This window comes from Methanosarcina sp. MTP4 (assembly GCF_000970045.1).
GTDB lineage: Archaea > Halobacteriota > Methanosarcinia > Methanosarcinales > Methanosarcinaceae > MTP4.
Genome location: NZ_CP009505.1, coordinates 3,666,107 through 3,683,044, shown reverse-complemented (window position 1 = coordinate 3,683,044; position 16,938 = coordinate 3,666,107). Strand labels below are relative to the sequence as shown.

Genomic DNA, 16,938 nt, shown 5'->3' with positions numbered 1-16,938 from the left:
ATTTGGTCGAATTGTCCGTGAGCAAAATCCACTAAAACAAGGATTGAAACACCCTGAAAAAACAGGTTAACGTTCTCGATCTGGAGTCCGTGAGCAAAATCCACTAAAACAAGGATTGAAACGCAGTTGTCCGCCTTTCAGCAGGCAAATTAGCAACTGTCCGTGAGCAAAATCCACTAAAACAAGGATTGAAACCAGGCAGTCAAAAAGCAACCCTCTCATTAATGGCACGTCCGTGAGCAAAATCCACTAAAACAAGGATTGAAACCCTATCTCCGGGTCCTGGTATTCACAGAAGCAAAGCGTCCGTGAGCAAAATCCACTAAAACAAGGATTGAAACTACTTATGCAATTATGGTGAAATGCAAAACATTAAGTCCGTGAGCAAAATCCACTAAAACAAGGATTGAAACTTCCACCCTGCACGATGTCCGGGCAGATCACGAAGTGTCCGTGAGCAAAATCCACTAAAACAAGGATTGAAACGAATCTTCGGATGTGAACTCTGAGAGTTCCCCAGTGTCCGTGAGCAAAATCCACTAAAACAAGGATTGAAACTTATCGTCATGCCGGTATTTGACCCGGCGTTAGATGTCCGTGAGCAAAATCCACTAAAACAAGGATTGAAACCTATTCATACAATGCATACAACAAATCCAGCGACGTCCGTGAGCAAAATCCACTAAAACAAGGATTGAAACACCGTTGAAGAGTTTGATAAATTTTTAAATGGTATGTGTCCGTGAGCAAAATCCACTAAAACAAGGATTGAAACACTCCTAATGTGGCATCTGCTGTGCCTGTGTAGGCAGTCCGTGAGCAAAATCCACTAAAACAAGGATTGAAACCCTAATAATATACGTGTTTTTTTCTCGTTTTTCGTGTCCGTGAGCAAAATCCACTAAAACAAGGATTGAAACTATCGAAGTCTGGGTCCAGTATGTTTGCCAGGTGGCTGTCCGTGAGCAAAATCCACTAAAACAAGGATTGAAACGTTTTGCGGCGGCGTTGGCTGCTGTCTGTGTTGGTGGTGTCCGTGAGCAAAATCCACTAAAACAAGGATTGAAACTGATTGTAATATAAAGCAGTTGGCTTTATTGAGCTTGTCCGTGAGCAAAATCCACTAAAACAAGGATTGAAACATAGTGGCTTTGGTTTTTCTGAGCGTGTGAACTGCCGTCCGTGAGCAAAATCCACTAAAACAAGGATTGAAACTTTTCGGAGGTTGGCGGGGTTGAATTTGTTGTGGAAGGTCCGTGAGCAAAATCCACTAAAACAAGGATTGAAACAAATACCGAGACATTGCAATTTCAATGTTTTGTATTGTCCGTGAGCAAAATCCACTAAAACAAGGATTGAAACAGCAATATCGTAGGGGAAAGGGATTCTAGGATGTATTGTCCGTGAGCAAAATCCACTAAAACAAGGATTGAAACACCGGCGCTCCCTGATGTCCGGAACCAGGTCCCAGGGGTCCGTGAGCAAAATCCACTAAAACAAGGATTGAAACAATCTGCTATATTGGGAGTTAGACCTATGAGCAGGGTCCGTGAGCAAAATCCACTAAAACAAGGATTGAAACCGATTCAATGTATTCTACTTACGGCCCGGCTTTCTTGTCCGTGAGCAAAATCCACTAAAACAAGGATTGAAACTACCTAAAACGGCAACCGAAATATAACGGGGGTAAATGTCCGTGAGCAAAATCCACTAAAACAAGGATTGAAACTTTGGTCTTGTTTGCTGTTTGTTATGAGTGGGAAGGTCCGTGAGCAAAATCCACTAAAACAAGGATTGAAACTCGATTGCGGTCTTTTTCGGGACAATGTGGGTATGTCCGTGAGCAAAATCCACTAAAACAAGGATTGAAACACTCTGTGTGCTCTTTGATCTGTTCAATTTTCCTTATTGTCCGTGAGCAAAATCCACTAAAACAAGGATTGAAACTGTAGTCACCGAAGCCGGTTATTGATTCCTGATATGTCCGTGAGCAAAATCCACTAAAACAAGGATTGAAACATATTATGTGACCATTTTAAAAGATATGGAAGTGGTCCGTGAGCAAAATCCACTAAAACAAGGATTGAAACAAAAGAGAATTGCAGCATTTGGAAACTTTTGTCCTGGTCCGTGAGCAAAATCCACTAAAACAAGGATTGAAACTATTAATTATTGTATTTTCTGCTGGATGTATTTCAGGTCCGTGAGCAAAATCCACTAAAACAAGGATTGAAACTCTGTTGCAAAGCTTCCGGGCGTCACACCTTTGGGGAGTCCGTGAGCAAAATCCACTAAAACAAGGATTGAAACTAGTTTTCGGCGCATCTGATGACCTGATGGAGTTCGTCCGTGAGCAAAATCCACTAAAACAAGGATTGAAACCTTTTTCCACTCCATGCTTAATATATCTGTTATCCCGGTCCGTGAGCAAAATCCACTAAAACAAGGATTGAAACATTCATCGTGGAAACGCTCGCAGATTTTGTTCAGAAGTCCGTGAGCAAAATCCACTAAAACAAGGATTGAAACCTCAACTCATCGAAAAAACCGAAATATTCAGCAACGGTCCGTGAGCAAAATCCACTAAAACAAGGATTGAAACTCATGGCGGGGCTCTCAGCAGGACAGAAGACAACAGTCCGTGAGCAAAATCCACTAAAACAAGGATTGAAACTTCGGCGCTGTCAACGGCGGTTAAGAATTCCCCATTTTCGGCGGTTTAAAATTCCCCAATTCACAATCCTTGAGAAAAGTTCGAGGATTGTGGATCATGCTGAAAATGGAGGATTGGTTAGTGATAAGAGATTATAATTCACGAGGCTTGAACATAAGTGAAATCGCCAGAAAAACAGGACATGATCGGAAAACTGTGAGGAAATATCTCAACAAGAAGACACCTCTTGAACCCCAAAAACGTCCGACAAGACCGAGCAAACTCGATTCCTTCAAACCTCACATACTCAAAAAGCTTAGTGAATCCCCCTATACCGCAGCTCGCCTCTTTCGCGAAATCAAGGAAATGGGCTATGAAGGTGGGGAGACCATCGTTAAGGATTTTATAAGACAGATCAGACCTAAACAGGGAGTAGATGCGGTACTCCGCTATGAGACAAAAGCTGGTGTCCAATCCCAGGTTGATTGGGGAGAATTAGGAACAGTTGAATTCGATGGAAAACTCAAGAAGCTTTTCTGTTTTAACATGATTCTTGGATACTCCAGAATGAGATATGTAGAATTTACACTGAGTATCGACACACCTACACTTATTCAGTGTCATTTGAATGCGTTTCAGTACTTTGGTGGATGGACACAGGAGATCCTGTATGACAACATGAAACAGGTTGTAATCAGGAGAGCATTGAAATCATCTGATTCAGAGTGGAACCCTCAGTTTGAGGATTTCTTCAAGTATTACAGATTTATTCCTCGCTTGTGCAGGCCATACAGACCTCAGACGAAAGGGAAAATTGAAAGCACTGTTGGATACGTCAAGAGGGATTTCTTCCTTGGAAGAGAGTTCAGTTCCCTTGAAAGCCTAAATGTTCAGGTTATGGGATGGTTAAAGAGAGTGAATTCAAGTGTCCATGGAACAACTCATGAAATCCCTCTTGAACGCTTCAAGGAGGAGAACTTGGCCTCTCTGGATCAGGTTCCCGCATACAGAGTTGTTAAGGAAGAGACCAGAAAGATTTCAAGAGACTGTTATATTTCTTATCTTGGAAATAAATATTCTGTTCCTTACAAGTTTGCAGGAAGAACTGCAGAGCTTCATATATCAGAGGGAAAGTTCGAGGTTTGTGTCGATAACGAGTGCATTTGTGAACATGAGATCCTACATGAATACGGTAGTGTGATCAGGAGAAAGGAACACTTTCAGGGACTCCTGAGTGAGATTCTAAAAGAGAATTCTGCTTGCAGAAATACTTCAAAGCCTCCAATGAAGTTTTCAGGCCCAGAAGTGGAGAAGAGATCTCTTGAGATCTATGAAGCTTTTAGTCAAGGAGGTTCAGTATGAACAATTTCACATACGAAAGGCTTCACAATAACCTTCAGTGTCTGAAACTGGATACCATTGAAGAGATCCTGGACAACTATCTGGAACTCGCTGCAAAAGACAGCAAGACAACAATGGAAGTTCTTGATCATCTGCTTGAACAGGAAAGGAAACACAGGGATGCTGCGGCAATTAACAGAAGGATGAAAAGTGCAGTATTCCCTGTAAAAAAGACTCTTGAGGAATTTGATTTCGAGTTTCAACCGTCCGTTGATAAAACTGTGATTAAAGACCTTTCTACTTTGAGATTTGTACACAACACTGAAAATATTGTTTTACTCGGTCCTCCTGGAGTTGGGAAATCCCATCTTGCAGTCGCTCTTGGAATGGAAGCCGTGAAAGCAGGTTTTTCTGTTTACTTTGTCAATGCAGGCAACCTTATAGAGAGATTAAAAAAAGCAAATCGGGAAGGTGTATTTGAAAAGAAGATGAGGGACTTTACGAAATACAAACTACTGATAATCGATGAAATGGGCTATCTTCCTTTTGATGAAGAAGGAGCACATTGTTTATTTCAGCTTATATCAAAACGTTATGAGAAAAGCTCAACTATCTTTACCTCAAACAAGTCTTATGGAGAATGGGGTGAAATATTCCAAGACCATGTAATAGCGGCGGCTGTACTTGATCGTATACTCCATCACTGCACAACAATCAACATCAAAGGAGAAAGCTACAGGCTTAAGGAGAGGAAAAGACAGGGCATAAAAACGGTAATTCCATACACCTAATTCTACAGAAGTTATTGAAAAATTAAGCAAACTTTATATCAAAAGGTGGGGAATTTTAAACCGTCCGAAGTGGGGAAAAGTAAACTGCCGTTGACAGCGCAAGCTGGAACCTGAAAAGCCATTCAGGAGGTCCGTGAGCAAAATCCACTAAAACAAGGATTGAAACTCAGGGCCTGCTTCAAGTGGACCAGTCACTTTGATAAAGTCCGTGAGCAAAATCCACTAAAACAAGGATTGAAACCACAACGCCAAAAGCTGATGTAGGCACGAATTACCGGGGTCCGTGAGCAAAATCCACTAAAACAAGGATTGAAACAAGATGATGGAAGCAGGCTCATAGATGATGAAGGGGTCCGTGAGCAAAATCCACTAAAACAAGGATTGAAACAAAAACTTGGTCGATTGATCGAGGTAATAGAAACAAGTCCGTGAGCAAAATCCACTAAAACAAGGATTGAAACGCTTCGTCGATCGTCAAATACTTGGTAGTTTTCCCTATGCCTCTGTTTTTCCCCTTATACTTTACTAGTAAATGTCTGCCTTCGCCTAATACAGCTGATATCTGAGCCTGTATTTGGCTAGGGTTTTTATATTCTTTGTCCGTGAGCAAAATCCACTAAAACAAGGATTGAAACCCTTCCACCTTTGTCCGGGTCGCCTGCTTCAAGTCCCGTCCGTGAGCAAAATCCACTAAAACAAGGATTGAAACCTCGTTTCCGTTATCGATGAAGTCGCTGGTCATGGTGTCCGTGAGCAAAATCCACTAAAACAAGGATTGAAACATCGTAATGCTCCAGCTATTTGTATTTCTCTCAGCCGTCCGTGAGCAAAATCCACTAAAACAAGGATTGAAACATGAGGACCATAGCCATACATGCTCCAAGGGCTATGTCCGTGAGCAAAATCCACTAAAACAAGGATTGAAACCTTATTCTCTCTCTCCCCTGTCGTATCACATGGCTTTGTCCGTGAGCAAAATCCACTAAAACAAGGATTGAAACTCAAATGAGCCCCGAATTGTCACAACACATATAGCGTCCGTGAGCAAAATCCACTAAAACAAGGATTGAAACTTGTACGTTCTCTTCTATTCGTGTCTTACATTTTTGTGTCCGTGAGCAAAATCCACTAAAACAAGGATTGAAACAGAAATTCAATTACATTGGTGTAAAGATTTCGCTGAGTCCGTGAGCAAAATCCACTAAAACAAGGATTGAAACAAAGTCTTCAAGTAGCTCTTTATCCCAGTTTCTAAAGTCCGTGAGCAAAATCCACTAAAACAAGGATTGAAACTTATATCACCGGTCCGGGGGTGAGAGTGATTCATTAGGTCCGTGAGCAAAATCCACTAAAACAAGGATTGAAACTCTGATATGTGTTTTGACGCGGGCGGGGTAAACTCGGGTCCGTGAGCAAAATCCACTAAAACAAGGATTGAAACCTGAACTGTTCCACTGGCTGGTGGCGCTGAGCTTGTGTCCGTGAGCAAAATCCACTAAAACAAGGATTGAAACTATGTTTTGGGCTATGGGCTGCCGTAACTGGACCTGGTCCGTGAGCAAAATCCACTAAAACAAGGATTGAAACAATGCTGTAGATATGGGAACGTTCCCGCCGTCTAGGTCCGTGAGCAAAATCCACTAAAACAAGGATTGAAACCGATACATCTTCCGGCACTTTCCAATATTGGAAAGGGTCCGTGAGCAAAATCCACTAAAACAAGGATTGAAACGTATACCTGATTCCAACCAAAACCGCCGCCGTGGCTGCGTCCGTGAGCAAAATCCACTAAAACAAGGATTGAAACTATTTGCATGATAGGTCATGAAATCAGGATGGTAAAAGTCCGTGAGCAAAATCCACTAAAACAAGGATTGAAACCTTTTGGCTGTAGTGTACATATAGTTTCCAATACGTCCGTGAGCAAAATCCACTAAAACAAGGATTGAAACAAAAGTCGAAACCCGCTTATGCGGTTTTCTCTAAATGTCCGTGAGCAAAATCCACTAAAACAAGGATTGAAACATGAGACCATGAAAAACGCCGGGGTATCTGTGGAGGGTCCGTGAGCAAAATCCACTAAAACAAGGATTGAAACTATAATCTTTCAGTTTTTGGAATATTTACACCTACAGTCCGTGAGCAAAATCCACTAAAACAAGGATTGAAACCAGATAAATTTGCAGTTTCAACCCTAATAAAGCAGTCCGTGAGCAAAATCCACTAAAACAAGGATTGAAACCTGAAAAAACATAATCGAAAATTCCATTCTCCGCGCCGTCCGTGGGCAAAATCCACTAAAACAAGGATTGAAACTTAAAGCACCCTCGCAATGCCTCCTGCCCGGTATCGTCCGTGAGCAAAATCCACTAAAACAAGGATTGAAACACGATCTAGTCAAACCGAGACTCCCGCAGATGATGACCGTCCGTGAGCAAAATCCACTAAAACAAGGATTGAAACAAAATATCGAGGTAGGGCGCGGACATGTGGCGAGCGTTGTCCATGAGCAAAATCCACTAAAACAAGGATTGGAACACATGCATCCTCATTCTAATTTTTCTGAAAAAGCCGTCCGCCTCGCTTCGCTCTTCGGCCGGTGAGAACTCCGGTACCCGAAAAGCAATCCAAAAAAACGCACTGATTTCTCCAGTCCGCCAGTTACACAACCGCCGCCAGCACATCCTCATGCCCGATCATCCTGCTGACGTGCCCTTTTCCTCTCGTATCTTCAAACTGAACTATGCACCAAGATCTGAAGAAAAAATACAGCCTGAGGTAGTGGATTCAAAACGTCAATGGATATACGAAAAAATTAACCATCCCCAGAAATATCAGGACCTCCCTCATCCACCAGGGAAAGAACTGGTCAGCGGTGAATCTGCGCTTTACCTGGGCCGTCACAATACCGCATCGAGTTGGTTAATACGGATTTATCCGAGATTCAGTTTGCCCATCGTTTCCTTATTCCTGCTACTCAAGGAGAAAAGTGAGAAGAGGCCTTGCGGGAATGGTATATCAGCAGAGCCAGAGAAAAAAATTGTCCCAAGGGTCAAGCATCACACTCGCGAACTAGGGGTCGATTTTGCCGAGGTCAAGATAGTCGACAACTGCTACCGTTGGGGATCCTGCACCGTGAATAATAACGTTAATTTCAACTGGCGGCTGATAAAGGCACCGATGTTCGTCATTGATTATGTTATCATTCACGAACTTGCCCATCTCATTGAGCCCAACCATACTCCTAGGTTTTGGAATATTATTCGTGCTCAATCTCCGACAATGGAAAAGGCAAAGGTCTGGCTGAAGGAGAATGGACAACTGCTGGAACAGATGATATGAAAGCTGCTGGAGAGATGGATATATAATCAGGCTCTACCCCAGACCACTATCTCACCGAACATTAATGTGACAACATGCAGTTCCGTTTCATTTCACTAGGGTGACACACAAGCCACACAAGCAACTTTTATGAGTACTTGCCCATGTCTCTTCCGGTATCCGTCAAAAATCGATTACAGAGCTTCCTCGGAAGCCATTTTTCCCGCACCCACCCAACAAATCCCCGATCACTCCATCCACCCGGCCAACCTTCTCTGAATCTCCTCCTTCTCTTCCTTCGTGAAAGCCAACCCCTGATAATGCCGCATAGAAGTAAGAGGATCATGCCCCTGCCTCTGGTAGACCTCATATTCAGGAATACCTGCCATAAGCATCAGGAACTCCGCAGGTCTAGGTTGCTTTCATGCCTTAAAAGGAGAGAGAGCCCCTCAAAGAGTCATCCTTCAAACTTCGATTTTTGTTTTAAATTCCCTTTCGAATTCATCCCAGGTCACGACCCCAACATCCCTGCCCCAGCAGTCAGGATGAATCCAGAAATTACATACTTGATTACGATCTGCTTCCCTGGTTTCCGGATCTTTAGGGAAATGCTTGCAATCTGCAAAACAGGGCGTTTCAAAGCCGGATTCGCCCAACCATTGATCCTGAGCATAGCAGTTTAAACCCCTGACCCTCTGCTTCAGCCCTCCCCAGGCCAGTATACCCCCCGTTCTTATATTAATGCCGCTTTCAACCTTGCTGGATAAATGCTTACTATTCACTTACTATAGTATGTAAATAAGTAGGACACTAAACTATTAATAGATTTTCATACTATAGTAAGCACAATGGGCGAAGGCGGAAAAGACAGGATCACGGTCACAGTGAGTCCTTACATAAAGGAAAAAATGCAAAAATACGTAGGGAAAGGAAAAAAGTTCTCTAGTGTTTCCGATGCTACAAACACGGCTCTAATCGAACTATTTTTCAGGATAGAGACTCTGGAGAAGGGCGATTCCAAAGAAAGCGAAGGTGAGGAATGAATATGGATTTGAACATGAAACCCCTGACGGCCCCGATCCTGAACCCGTTCCCGAAAGGAGATAACTTTTTGACTGCTCCTGCCAGTATTTCATTCAAAAAACGTGGCGAAACAACCGGGTACCAAAGCAGTGTAAACTGCAAAGGCTATGCGCATCTTGGTTTTGATAAGAAGGGAAGAATATATTTTTCCGTTATCGGGAGCACCTATAACGATGATTTCAGGGTAGTGGTTTCGAAATGGCATCTCCTGCAAATGCTGAAATTCCACCTGACACTGAGGCCCATCAGAAAAGTCAATGACTCAAAACTCTGGCTGAATGAGCGGCAGTTGAGCAGGTCTGAAATGGATAAGATCGATCTGGAATCCATATCGTTCAAAGAGCTCTCCGAAGCTCACGAGGAGGTCAAGGAGAAGCTGGAAATCTATATCACGAGAGCTTCCCCGGAAGGAAAAAAGAAAGCTGAAAGGCAGCTCCAGGAGCTGGTAGAACTCCAGTGTAAAATAGAGGTCCTGGCAGGAATAGAAAAAACCAGGGAGATTTTAGTACAGGATTCCAAAAGCGAAATAAAGAAAGGAAAAGGTCAACAGAAGGAACAAAAGTTGCCAGAGCTTCCGAAGTTGCCAGAGTACCCTGAGTTAATGGAAATCACAGGGAAATGGAAAAGAAGGGAAAAGAAAAAGCCTGTTTAAAAGCTATTAGCCCTTTATCAGATTTAGTTTTCCCAAAAGATTTCCTGAACCCTGAGAGCCGGAAGCATTCTCCTTGCCATGTTTTCTCTTTTCTGACCTGGGCACGGGATCAGGGTTTGATGCCGTTGCTCTTCTGCTGGTTTTCGATGAAGGAATAAGCTCATGTCTGCGGAGGACTTCTACGATTTTACTTTGTACTTGTGTGTTTGATTGGAAACTTTCCTGAAGCGCCCTTTGGTTAACATATAATTCATTTTGCTGTTCGGATATTATTTTCTGATCAGTTTCAAACGATTTCAGGGCCTCACAGACCTCCCCCACGACCACACGGAGGCTGTGGAGCTCGGACTTATCTCCCATTTTCGAATACTCAACAACCTTCCTGGATCTGCATTTAGAGCACACAGGCCGCTGTGCTCTACTTAAATAAACACGTCCGCAGGTCAAACAGTAGACCGGCCTGATTTCGATTTCATTTTCCGGATTTGGTTTTTGTCCTGGCATAAAATCACCGATGGAATCTTTCGAATAATATATTGACTGAGGTGGCAAATAACTTTTGGTAATAAATGATAATGTGTGCGAATGTCCTCGAATAAACGTGAACAATTGAGAACAAATTGATGTATTTGGGGATTTGCTGCGAACAACTGGTAACAACTGTAAACTAAAGCATGGAACAAAATAGCAATAAATGCGAACTAAGAAAATTACCTACGATGTTATATATATTTATATATGCTCTTCTTGAGCTATACTAGTCGGGGCGGCGGAACTGCAGCGAAAAATTTCTTGGCTCCTAGAAAGGAAAAGCGAATAGCTGGAAATTTTAGATTTTACTGTTTTTTCTTCTTTTTTATGGGAGTGGCGCTGTATCTTCCCATCGCTATCCTTAAAACACTCATTTGATCTCGTTTTGGAATAATAAATCAAAAATTTAAAATACACTGGCTCAGCACCTCAGTCCCGGCGGCTGAAGTACGCTTCGGGTCTTCGGACTTCACCGGAGTTTATTCCAACTTGCGGTGTAAAGTGATAAGTAGAAAGTGATTACAATTCTCTCAGAAGACGGAAGCCAATGTCGAAGCTGCAACAGTCGGGGAGAACCCTGCTGCAGTCTGCCGATCGGCAGCTATCGGCGTTGTCAAACCAGCTGCCCCCCCTCACTACCCAGGCAGATATATTTCCCCTAGCACTTCCATCAAATGGTGCACTATCATAATTACCATGCCCCCTTCCCTGACACCATTCCCACACATTTCCATGCATATCATAAAGATCCCAGGGATTGGGCTTCTTGTGGCCAACTGAATGAGTCTTCTTATTTGAATTATCCCGATACCATGCGTAATCCCCAAGTTTCGATTCGCTATCTCCAAAGTAATAACCTGTTTTTGTCCCGGCACGACAAGCATATTCCCATTCAACTTCAGATGGCAGACGATACTTGTTTGTGCTTTCCATTCCGTTGAGCTTTTCAATGAATTCCTGAACATCATACCATGATACTTTTTCAACGGGTAGATCATCACCTTTGAAATGTGAAGGATTACTGCCCATTACAGCTTTCCACTGTTTCTGGGTAACCGGGTATTTGCCAAGGTAGAAAGATATCCCAATCTTTACTTTATGAATTGGATTTCCGGTATCATATTCATTTGAACCCATCATAAACTCCCCGACAGGAATATGCACAAACTCAATACCATGGCAGGTCAGGGTCTTCGGAGCCTCTAACTTCCTGGCTTCTCTTTGTTTCCGGAGCTTTTCTGCTTCTTCCTCCTTCTGTTTCATTAACCTTTCAAGCTCCTGCCTTAACTTTTCCTTTTCTTCTTTCTGCTTTTCCTGATGCTCTCTTTCCTGACGCAAGCGATCTTCGTTTTCCTTATGTCTCTGAAGCTCTTCAATCTCTTTCCTCAAATGGTTCAGTTCTTCCTGCTGCTTGCGGAAAGTTTCAGACTCGCCAACATCGATTCTAATTCCCGTTTTCATCTCTGGAGGAGCTCTCCCCGCTCTTCCAGACGAGATGCTGGAATGCTGGATCACACTGTCCTCGACAATAATGTTCGTTGAACACCTTCCGTCCATATCACAGTGGTCCAGAAGGTTGCTCCGCTGGATAATGGAATCCTTTATAGTAAGATTGGTAACGTTGCCCCTGCCAGTTGCTCTGGTTTCAAGGCTATTTTTCAGGTTGCGCCCAACTTCAGCCAAAAAACCGGTAAGGGTTTCAGCCCTTTCAGTTGTGACAAAGAGTTCTAAGCTTTGCTTTTCGAATCTGAGAGAGATTTTTATTACAAGGTTTTCCTGATGAACTTTGGTTTTCCCGTAATACCAGATTTCACACTCTTTCCCGTCCTTCATGCGGAAGGTGCGAATATGCCTGACATCGTGCTTCTCGACAACTTCCCTTGCGATGTGCACGAGGCTGGAGATGTCGAAGCCATTCTGGATATTATATACCTTGCTGTCCCTGCTCGGAAGCACTTCGATGAATTCCTTGAGCCTGCCTACGTTAATGTCGGAATCGGTGTACAGGATCGGGCAGACAACACTGACTACCTTAGGCTCCATGAATGCCGAACCAAGCCTTCCGCCTGCATCCCTGTACGTAACCTGGCAATTGATCTCGGTGCCCCTTGAACACATAAGGGGGTCAAAATAGACAGCAACGGACTTGGATTCCCCACTGTGGATGTTTCCCAGAAAAATCTTGTCATTCTTCAGCTGAAAGTCCGGTTCATGTCGGTCGATTCGAAGCAGGGCTTCTTCAAAATAGAAGTCGAGGATGACGTCTGCTATTATTGAAGGCGATTCATTAGTAATAGACATCTTGAAGCGGATGAAGCCCTGATAAAATTCAGTTTCACGGGTAATTCGAAGTGGTGGATTCAATGATAATCGCCCTCATGGCATTGGAATTGAAGCTTGATTACAAACTGAAAGCCAGGATACTATTTGCTCAATCTTATGAAGTAATTTTCGTTTTGAGTTTGAGGGGAATGTCATCCTGTTAGCCGTGACGTGCCATGCCTACGCTGTCAGAGGCTCACCCTGCCCATCTTTTTGATGACTCTTGTATTTTACCCCGAAAGAATTTATCGGGCACTTAAAGGGGTTCTACATGCCTACAAACATCCTTGAGTGCGGGATCATCTACAAAATCGCAAAGATCTTAAGAAGAGGGTAAACCCATGACCTATGAGTTTTCATAATACGAAGACTCCTTTCCAACTACTCCTCAATTGACTCCTTTTCGACCCGTATCGTGGACAGAACAGTTTAGTTTACCACAGTTAGGGCAAGGAAATTTGGATCCTTTCTTAAAATCGATCCAGATATCAAGTTGTTTTATGTCTGGATCAAAATCGATATCTTTAATGTACCAAGGATCTTCAATATTCAAAGCTTTCTGGAAAAGCTCTTTGTAAATGGTGAATCAAACCCCTATAAGTATATGAAGGAAAAGGTTAATCTCTAAATTATATTCGTGTCAATATATATTAAATTTCAAATACAAAGTAGCGAAGCGTCATCATTTATTACCTTAGAGGATCTATATGTGAATGAGGGGATTGTACAAAAGATGAAGGCATAAATTTATCATCTCATACGCCAATAAAAGAGTAAGGCTTTTAACTGGGGGTGTGTCTCCCTCCGGCGGCTCTTGCTTTTTTTGGTTTGGAACCTACTTTTTGTTTCAATGAATATTGAAGTAATTTTTCTCCAATTTTGTTTTTGTTTTTGTTTTTGTTTTTGTTTTTGTTTTTGTTTTTGTTTTTGTTTTTGTTTTTGTTTTTGTTTTTGTTTTTTCTATAGTTTGCCTCAGCCAGATCCTTTTTCCGATAAATTCCTCTCTCTTCTGTAGTATATTTCTTCCATCAATAAACTACTTATTATAGGATTGGTCTAATACTTTGTTGGTTAATTGATGTTAACCTGCTGTACAAATATTCGTGGAAGAGGTTGAAGTAAGTGGATTCCTGGATGATCAATCTCCTTCTGTTTTCGGACAAACGAAGGGATTTTCTTCTATTGTTGAAAGATGGACCCAAAAATATTGATGTGATAGTGGACGAACTCAAAGTCCCTCGTAATTCTCTCCTACCCCAGATCAAGAAACTTAAAGAAAAAGGGTTGATTGTAAGGGATGGGGACGATTGCCGCCTGACCATTCTCGGGAATATCATTGTCCGTAAATTGCAGCCACTTGTAGATGCGGCTTTAGTCCTCGATATCGATGAATATTTCTGGGTAAGTCGGAAACTTGATACGCTTCCCAGCTGTTTTTTGGGGAGGGTTGGGGAGTTAAAAGGCTGCTGCCTGGTAGAACCTGAACCTGAACATGTATTTGACCTCATTCCCGAAATCGTATCCGCTTTCAGGGAACCTTCCCGGGCTATGATGCTCTTTTCTTATTTCCACCCCCTGCTTCCCTCCTTTTTCCTGAATGTCGCAAAAAAAGGTATTGAGTTCCCCCTCATACTTAACAGGGGGGTCTTTGAGAGGTTTTTGACGGATTTTCGAGACGAGGGTGAAGAAATCCTTAAGCATGAAAATGTCAATGTCTTTGTTCTGGAGGACAATGCTCTGGAAGTTCCCTCCGTGGTTGCGATCTCGGAGAGTACGTTGATTCTTGGGCTTCTCAACAAATGGGAAAGGGCCGACCGTCAGTATGTGGTAAGTTGCAAACCCTGCGCCGTGAAGTGGGGGGAGGAGTTGTTTTCCTTCTACAAAGAACGAGCCCGGAAAGTCACTTCCCTGGAAGAGCCGGGTCTTTGTGATCCAATTCCTCCTGAATCTGCTCAAAAATAATCTGGTTTTCTTTAGTTGATCTGGCGATCCTCAGTTTGATCCTGTGTTCCACAGTATTTCCAGTGGTTCGGATTATTTCGTTTCTCAGGTTTTTCAGTGGTTCGGATTATTCCGTATCTCAGTTTTTCCAGTGGTTCGGATTATTTCGTGTCTCAGGTTTTTCAGTGGTTCGGATTATTCCGTGTCTCAGGTTGTTAGTGTATCGGGTTGACCATTGCTTAAGTCACTCCCGTTTTCTCCGCTTCTTTCCATCCCAGGTCCTTCATTTTTTCGGAATCGTTTTCTTTTACTGTCACTATGTAGAAGAAGGTTTCATCGCAACTGTAAGCAAGTTCACAGGCTTCAATTCTGATAACATCGATGATTTCTATGTTGTATTCACTGCCATAGTAGGCGGTAATCAGTTCTTTTTCCGTGGGTGCCTCTATATACTGGATATTTCCTTCGGCGTACCACCGGTCCCAGGGGTTGAGTATTCCCGGGATCGGCTCAAACTGCAGTTCCACGAGTGGTTCTTCCCCTATCTCTCCCGCAGTTCCTTCCTGTATCTCTTCACCTGTTTCCTCGTCTTCTATTTTTTCTCCATCTTCTTCTTCTTCCGGGATTGCGTTCTGTTTTTCCGCACAGCCTCCCAGAGTTATCAAAAGAAAAGAAATCAAAAGCAATCTCAACGAATACGAAATGATTTTATTCATCGCACTCCTTCCCCCTTGTAAGTCTTTTAATCACATTTATTTCCCCTGACTTATAAAACATGCTGTGCGTTAAGAACCAGTTCTTGAAAAGAATTTTGGTATTTCCATGAAGCGAAACTCAAAAGAGTGGAAGGAAAAAAGGGCTGAATTCCTCAAAGAAAAAACCTGTGCCTGGTGTGGCTCTTCAGAAAATCTGTGCTTGCACAACCCGCAGGCAGTCTCCAGCTCGCCTGGCCGGATACGTTCAGAGATTTACGGCATCGCCTACGAGCAGTTCAGGGAAATCTACAGGCAGAAGTATCAGAAATTCGAGCTCATCCCTACTGGCAAGCACCGGCACAAAAGCCATCCCAACTGGCACAAAGCAGCAACAGTGCACAGAGCCGAACCTGATCATAGTGACCTTGAAGAGCAGTACAAAGAAGTCCTTATTAAAGACGTTCAGGAAGGCAATTTCAAAAAGCTCTACAATGAATGGCTTGAAGAAAACCGGATTAAAGAGTTGATCGAAGAGGAAATAGAAAAAGCCAGGGAAGAATGCGAGTCTCTGGAAAATGTGGTTGTCCTCTGCCGGCGCTGTCATTTCGCAAGCTTGAAGGGGATGGACCTCTGTCCGGTGTGCAGAAAAAAATACAAGTCCTTGCGGTACGAGACCTGTTTTGACTGCCTTCCTGTGGGGCGGAAGAAGGAGATTCTGGAAAGGCAGGTGGAACTGGAAACTGAAGGGTACGTTTCTGAAAGCGGAGATGATATTAAAAATGAAAAATCCTGATTAATGCCCAATCATTCGGTAACTGCCAACTATCTCACGCTAAAGCAAAAAAAGGCTTCCTGCCTGTTACGTGTGACTAATGTAGTTCTGCCGGGTCCATCTTTAACTAAAAAATATTTGTTTTTAAATTCCTCTTCTTTCTATCCCCTCTCTATTCCTTTTCCTATTTCTACTTCTATCATTTTTTTCTATTTTTACTTCTGTCTTTTTTTCCATTTCCACTTCTGTCTTTTTTTCCATTTCAACTTCTGTTATTTTTTTCTACATCTATTCCTTTTTCTATCTCCTCTTCTATAGTTTTTCTTTCTTTACTTCTTCCTTCGGTCATCTCCTTAACCGGGAGCATACCTCCCGGTATGGGTAATCTTTATTTTTCAAAAAGTTGGGTTTTTTTTCTTTAATGGGCTTCTTCAATACAGTGCCCAACCGCTTCCTCCGCAGGCCCTGCAGATATCGGTGCCCAGGTATCCCGCTCCACCGCAGAGAGGACAGTTTCTTGCCGGCTGTGCAACCAGAACCGTGCCACTTCCCCCGCAGGCTTCACAGATCCTGCTTCCCGTATGCCCTGCCCCTTTGCAAAGGGAGCATGTTTCAGGGGCGTAATCTGTATCAATATAGAGCATATTATCACCTGTGATGGTATACGGTCATAGCAATAGCCGACGACCATCATAATATACAATTATATTTATATATTCATTGGGATTTTATTCTATTAAAAGACCGCTTTTTATACATATTTTTAGCCTTATGGGATAAAAGGGCTTTCATTCTACTTAAAATGAAAAATATTATAATCTGATTGCCGGAATTTC

General features: G+C 42.7%; 13 protein-coding genes, 1 pseudogene and 3 CRISPR repeat arrays (1 of these 17 running past the window's edge). Of the genes and pseudogenes, 7 read left to right on the top strand and 7 right to left on the bottom strand.

Annotation, left to right across the window (positions count from 1 at the left end; genetic code table 11):
• Positions 1 to 2,674: direct repeats of the CRISPR family, unit length 37 nt; unit sequence GTCCGTGAGCAAAATCCACTAAAACAAGGATTGAAAC; it reaches 5,639 nt to the left of the window's first position.
• 96 nt (positions 2,675 to 2,770) lie between these two features.
• The 3 genes from istA (at position 2,771) to MSMTP_RS18700 (ending at position 8,127) form a co-directional block, all read left to right on the top strand.
• Positions 2,771 to 4,015 (top strand): IS21 family transposase, encoded by a 1,245-nt coding sequence (gene istA, locus MSMTP_RS15470; RefSeq protein WP_048181269.1) that lies wholly within the window; start codon positions 2,771 to 2,773, stop codon positions 4,013 to 4,015.
• Positions 4,012 to 4,785: an IS21-like element helper ATPase IstB gene (gene istB, locus MSMTP_RS15465; RefSeq protein WP_048181267.1), complete on the top strand. Its 774-nt coding sequence runs from the start codon at positions 4,012 to 4,014 to the stop codon at positions 4,783 to 4,785. Before istA ends, istB begins: the two co-directional genes overlap by 4 nt.
• A 129-nt stretch (positions 4,786 to 4,914) precedes the next feature.
• Positions 4,915 to 5,246: a CRISPR direct-repeat array (repeat unit 37 nt; unit sequence GTCCGTGAGCAAAATCCACTAAAACAAGGATTGAAAC).
• 137 nt (positions 5,247 to 5,383) lie between these two features.
• Positions 5,384 to 7,323: a CRISPR direct-repeat array (repeat unit 37 nt; unit sequence GTCCGTGAGCAAAATCCACTAAAACAAGGATTGAAAC).
• 150 nt (positions 7,324 to 7,473) lie between these two features.
• Entirely contained in the window at positions 7,474 to 8,127 is a 654-nt protein-coding gene (locus MSMTP_RS18700) for a M48 family metallopeptidase (RefSeq protein ID WP_082090772.1), read from the top strand.
• 227 nt (positions 8,128 to 8,354) lie between these two features.
• Here the strand turns inward: MSMTP_RS18700 and MSMTP_RS19490 are convergent, their stop codons facing one another.
• Both MSMTP_RS19490 and MSMTP_RS15455 read right to left on the bottom strand, forming a co-directional pair.
• A complete protein-coding gene (locus MSMTP_RS19490; protein WP_156153869.1) occupies positions 8,355 to 8,501 on the bottom strand; it encodes a hypothetical protein in 147 nt (48 codons plus the stop codon).
• Positions 8,502 to 8,617: 116 nt separating this feature from the next.
• Positions 8,618 to 8,779 (bottom strand): hypothetical protein, encoded by a 162-nt coding sequence (locus MSMTP_RS15455; RefSeq protein WP_156153868.1) that lies wholly within the window; start codon positions 8,777 to 8,779, stop codon positions 8,618 to 8,620.
• Positions 8,780 to 8,954: 175 nt separating this feature from the next.
• On the opposite strand from MSMTP_RS15455, the gene MSMTP_RS15450 reads away from it, so the two are divergent.
• Together MSMTP_RS15450 and MSMTP_RS15445 are read left to right on the top strand one after the other, a co-directional pair.
• Positions 8,955 to 9,149 (top strand): hypothetical protein, encoded by a 195-nt coding sequence (locus tag MSMTP_RS15450; protein WP_048181263.1) that lies wholly within the window; start codon positions 8,955 to 8,957, stop codon positions 9,147 to 9,149.
• Between the two features lie 2 nt (positions 9,150 to 9,151).
• Positions 9,152 to 9,841, top strand: a complete 690-nt coding sequence (locus tag MSMTP_RS15445; RefSeq protein WP_156153867.1) for a hypothetical protein — start codon at positions 9,152 to 9,154, stop codon at positions 9,839 to 9,841.
• 6 nt (positions 9,842 to 9,847) lie between these two features.
• On the opposite strand, the gene MSMTP_RS15440 is transcribed toward MSMTP_RS15445, so the two are convergent.
• The 3 genes and pseudogenes from MSMTP_RS15440 to MSMTP_RS18695 form a co-directional block, all read right to left on the bottom strand.
• A complete protein-coding gene (locus tag MSMTP_RS15440; RefSeq protein WP_156153866.1) occupies positions 9,848 to 10,345 on the bottom strand; it encodes a hypothetical protein in 498 nt (165 codons plus the stop codon).
• Positions 10,346 to 10,891: 546 nt separating this feature from the next.
• Positions 10,892 to 12,736: an SUMF1/EgtB/PvdO family nonheme iron enzyme gene (locus MSMTP_RS20085; protein ID WP_231582819.1), complete on the bottom strand. Its 1,845-nt coding sequence runs from the start codon at positions 12,734 to 12,736 to the stop codon at positions 10,892 to 10,894.
• Positions 12,737 to 13,103: 367 nt separating this feature from the next.
• Positions 13,104 to 13,274: pseudogene (locus MSMTP_RS18695) on the bottom strand (ISL3 family transposase); the annotation flags it as partial.
• 554 nt (positions 13,275 to 13,828) lie between these two features.
• Here MSMTP_RS18695 and MSMTP_RS15430 point away from each other — a divergent pair.
• Complete coding sequence (locus tag MSMTP_RS15430; RefSeq protein WP_048183784.1) at positions 13,829 to 14,656, top strand: winged helix-turn-helix domain-containing protein; 828 nt, start codon at positions 13,829 to 13,831, stop codon at positions 14,654 to 14,656.
• A 218-nt stretch (positions 14,657 to 14,874) separates the two neighbouring features.
• Here the strand turns inward: MSMTP_RS15430 and MSMTP_RS15425 are convergent, their stop codons facing one another.
• Positions 14,875 to 15,351, bottom strand: a complete 477-nt coding sequence (locus MSMTP_RS15425; RefSeq protein ID WP_156153865.1) for a hypothetical protein — start codon at positions 15,349 to 15,351, stop codon at positions 14,875 to 14,877.
• Between the two features lie 106 nt (positions 15,352 to 15,457).
• On the opposite strand from MSMTP_RS15425, the gene MSMTP_RS15420 reads away from it, so the two are divergent.
• On the top strand, positions 15,458 to 16,123 hold the full coding sequence (locus tag MSMTP_RS15420) for a hypothetical protein (protein WP_048181255.1): 666 nt from the start codon (positions 15,458 to 15,460) through the stop codon (positions 16,121 to 16,123).
• 410 nt (positions 16,124 to 16,533) lie between these two features.
• On the opposite strand, the gene MSMTP_RS15415 is transcribed toward MSMTP_RS15420, so the two are convergent.
• Positions 16,534 to 16,746, bottom strand: coding sequence for a transcriptional regulator (locus tag MSMTP_RS15415; RefSeq protein ID WP_048181253.1), 213 nt, complete (start codon positions 16,744 to 16,746; stop codon positions 16,534 to 16,536).
• Between the last annotated feature and the right edge of the window lie 192 nt (positions 16,747 to 16,938).

Excerpts from the sequence above, each read along its gene's own strand:
- MSMTP_RS15450 (WP_048181263.1), top strand. The coding sequence starts at position 8,955 with ATGGGCGAAGGCGGAAAAGACAGGATCACGGTCACAGTGAGTCCTTAC.
- MSMTP_RS19490 (WP_156153869.1), bottom strand. The coding sequence starts at position 8,501 with ATGCTTATGGCAGGTATTCCTGAATATGAGGTCTACCAGAGGCAGGGG.
- MSMTP_RS15445 (WP_156153867.1), top strand. The coding sequence starts at position 9,152 with ATGGATTTGAACATGAAACCCCTGACGGCCCCGATCCTGAACCCGTTC.
- istA (WP_048181269.1), top strand. The coding sequence starts at position 2,771 with ATGCTGAAAATGGAGGATTGGTTAGTGATAAGAGATTATAATTCACGA.
- MSMTP_RS15425 (WP_156153865.1), bottom strand. The coding sequence starts at position 15,351 with ATGAATAAAATCATTTCGTATTCGTTGAGATTGCTTTTGATTTCTTTT.
- MSMTP_RS18700 (WP_082090772.1), top strand. The coding sequence starts at position 7,474 with ATGCCCGATCATCCTGCTGACGTGCCCTTTTCCTCTCGTATCTTCAAA.
- MSMTP_RS15455 (WP_156153868.1), bottom strand. The coding sequence starts at position 8,779 with ATGCTCAGGATCAATGGTTGGGCGAATCCGGCTTTGAAACGCCCTGTT.
- MSMTP_RS15440 (WP_156153866.1), bottom strand. The coding sequence starts at position 10,345 with ATGCCAGGACAAAAACCAAATCCGGAAAATGAAATCGAAATCAGGCCG.
- istB (WP_048181267.1), top strand. The coding sequence starts at position 4,012 with ATGAACAATTTCACATACGAAAGGCTTCACAATAACCTTCAGTGTCTG.
- MSMTP_RS15420 (WP_048181255.1), top strand. The coding sequence starts at position 15,458 with ATGAAGCGAAACTCAAAAGAGTGGAAGGAAAAAAGGGCTGAATTCCTC.
- MSMTP_RS15415 (WP_048181253.1), bottom strand. The coding sequence starts at position 16,746 with ATGCTCTATATTGATACAGATTACGCCCCTGAAACATGCTCCCTTTGC.
- MSMTP_RS15430 (WP_048183784.1), top strand. The coding sequence starts at position 13,829 with ATGATCAATCTCCTTCTGTTTTCGGACAAACGAAGGGATTTTCTTCTA.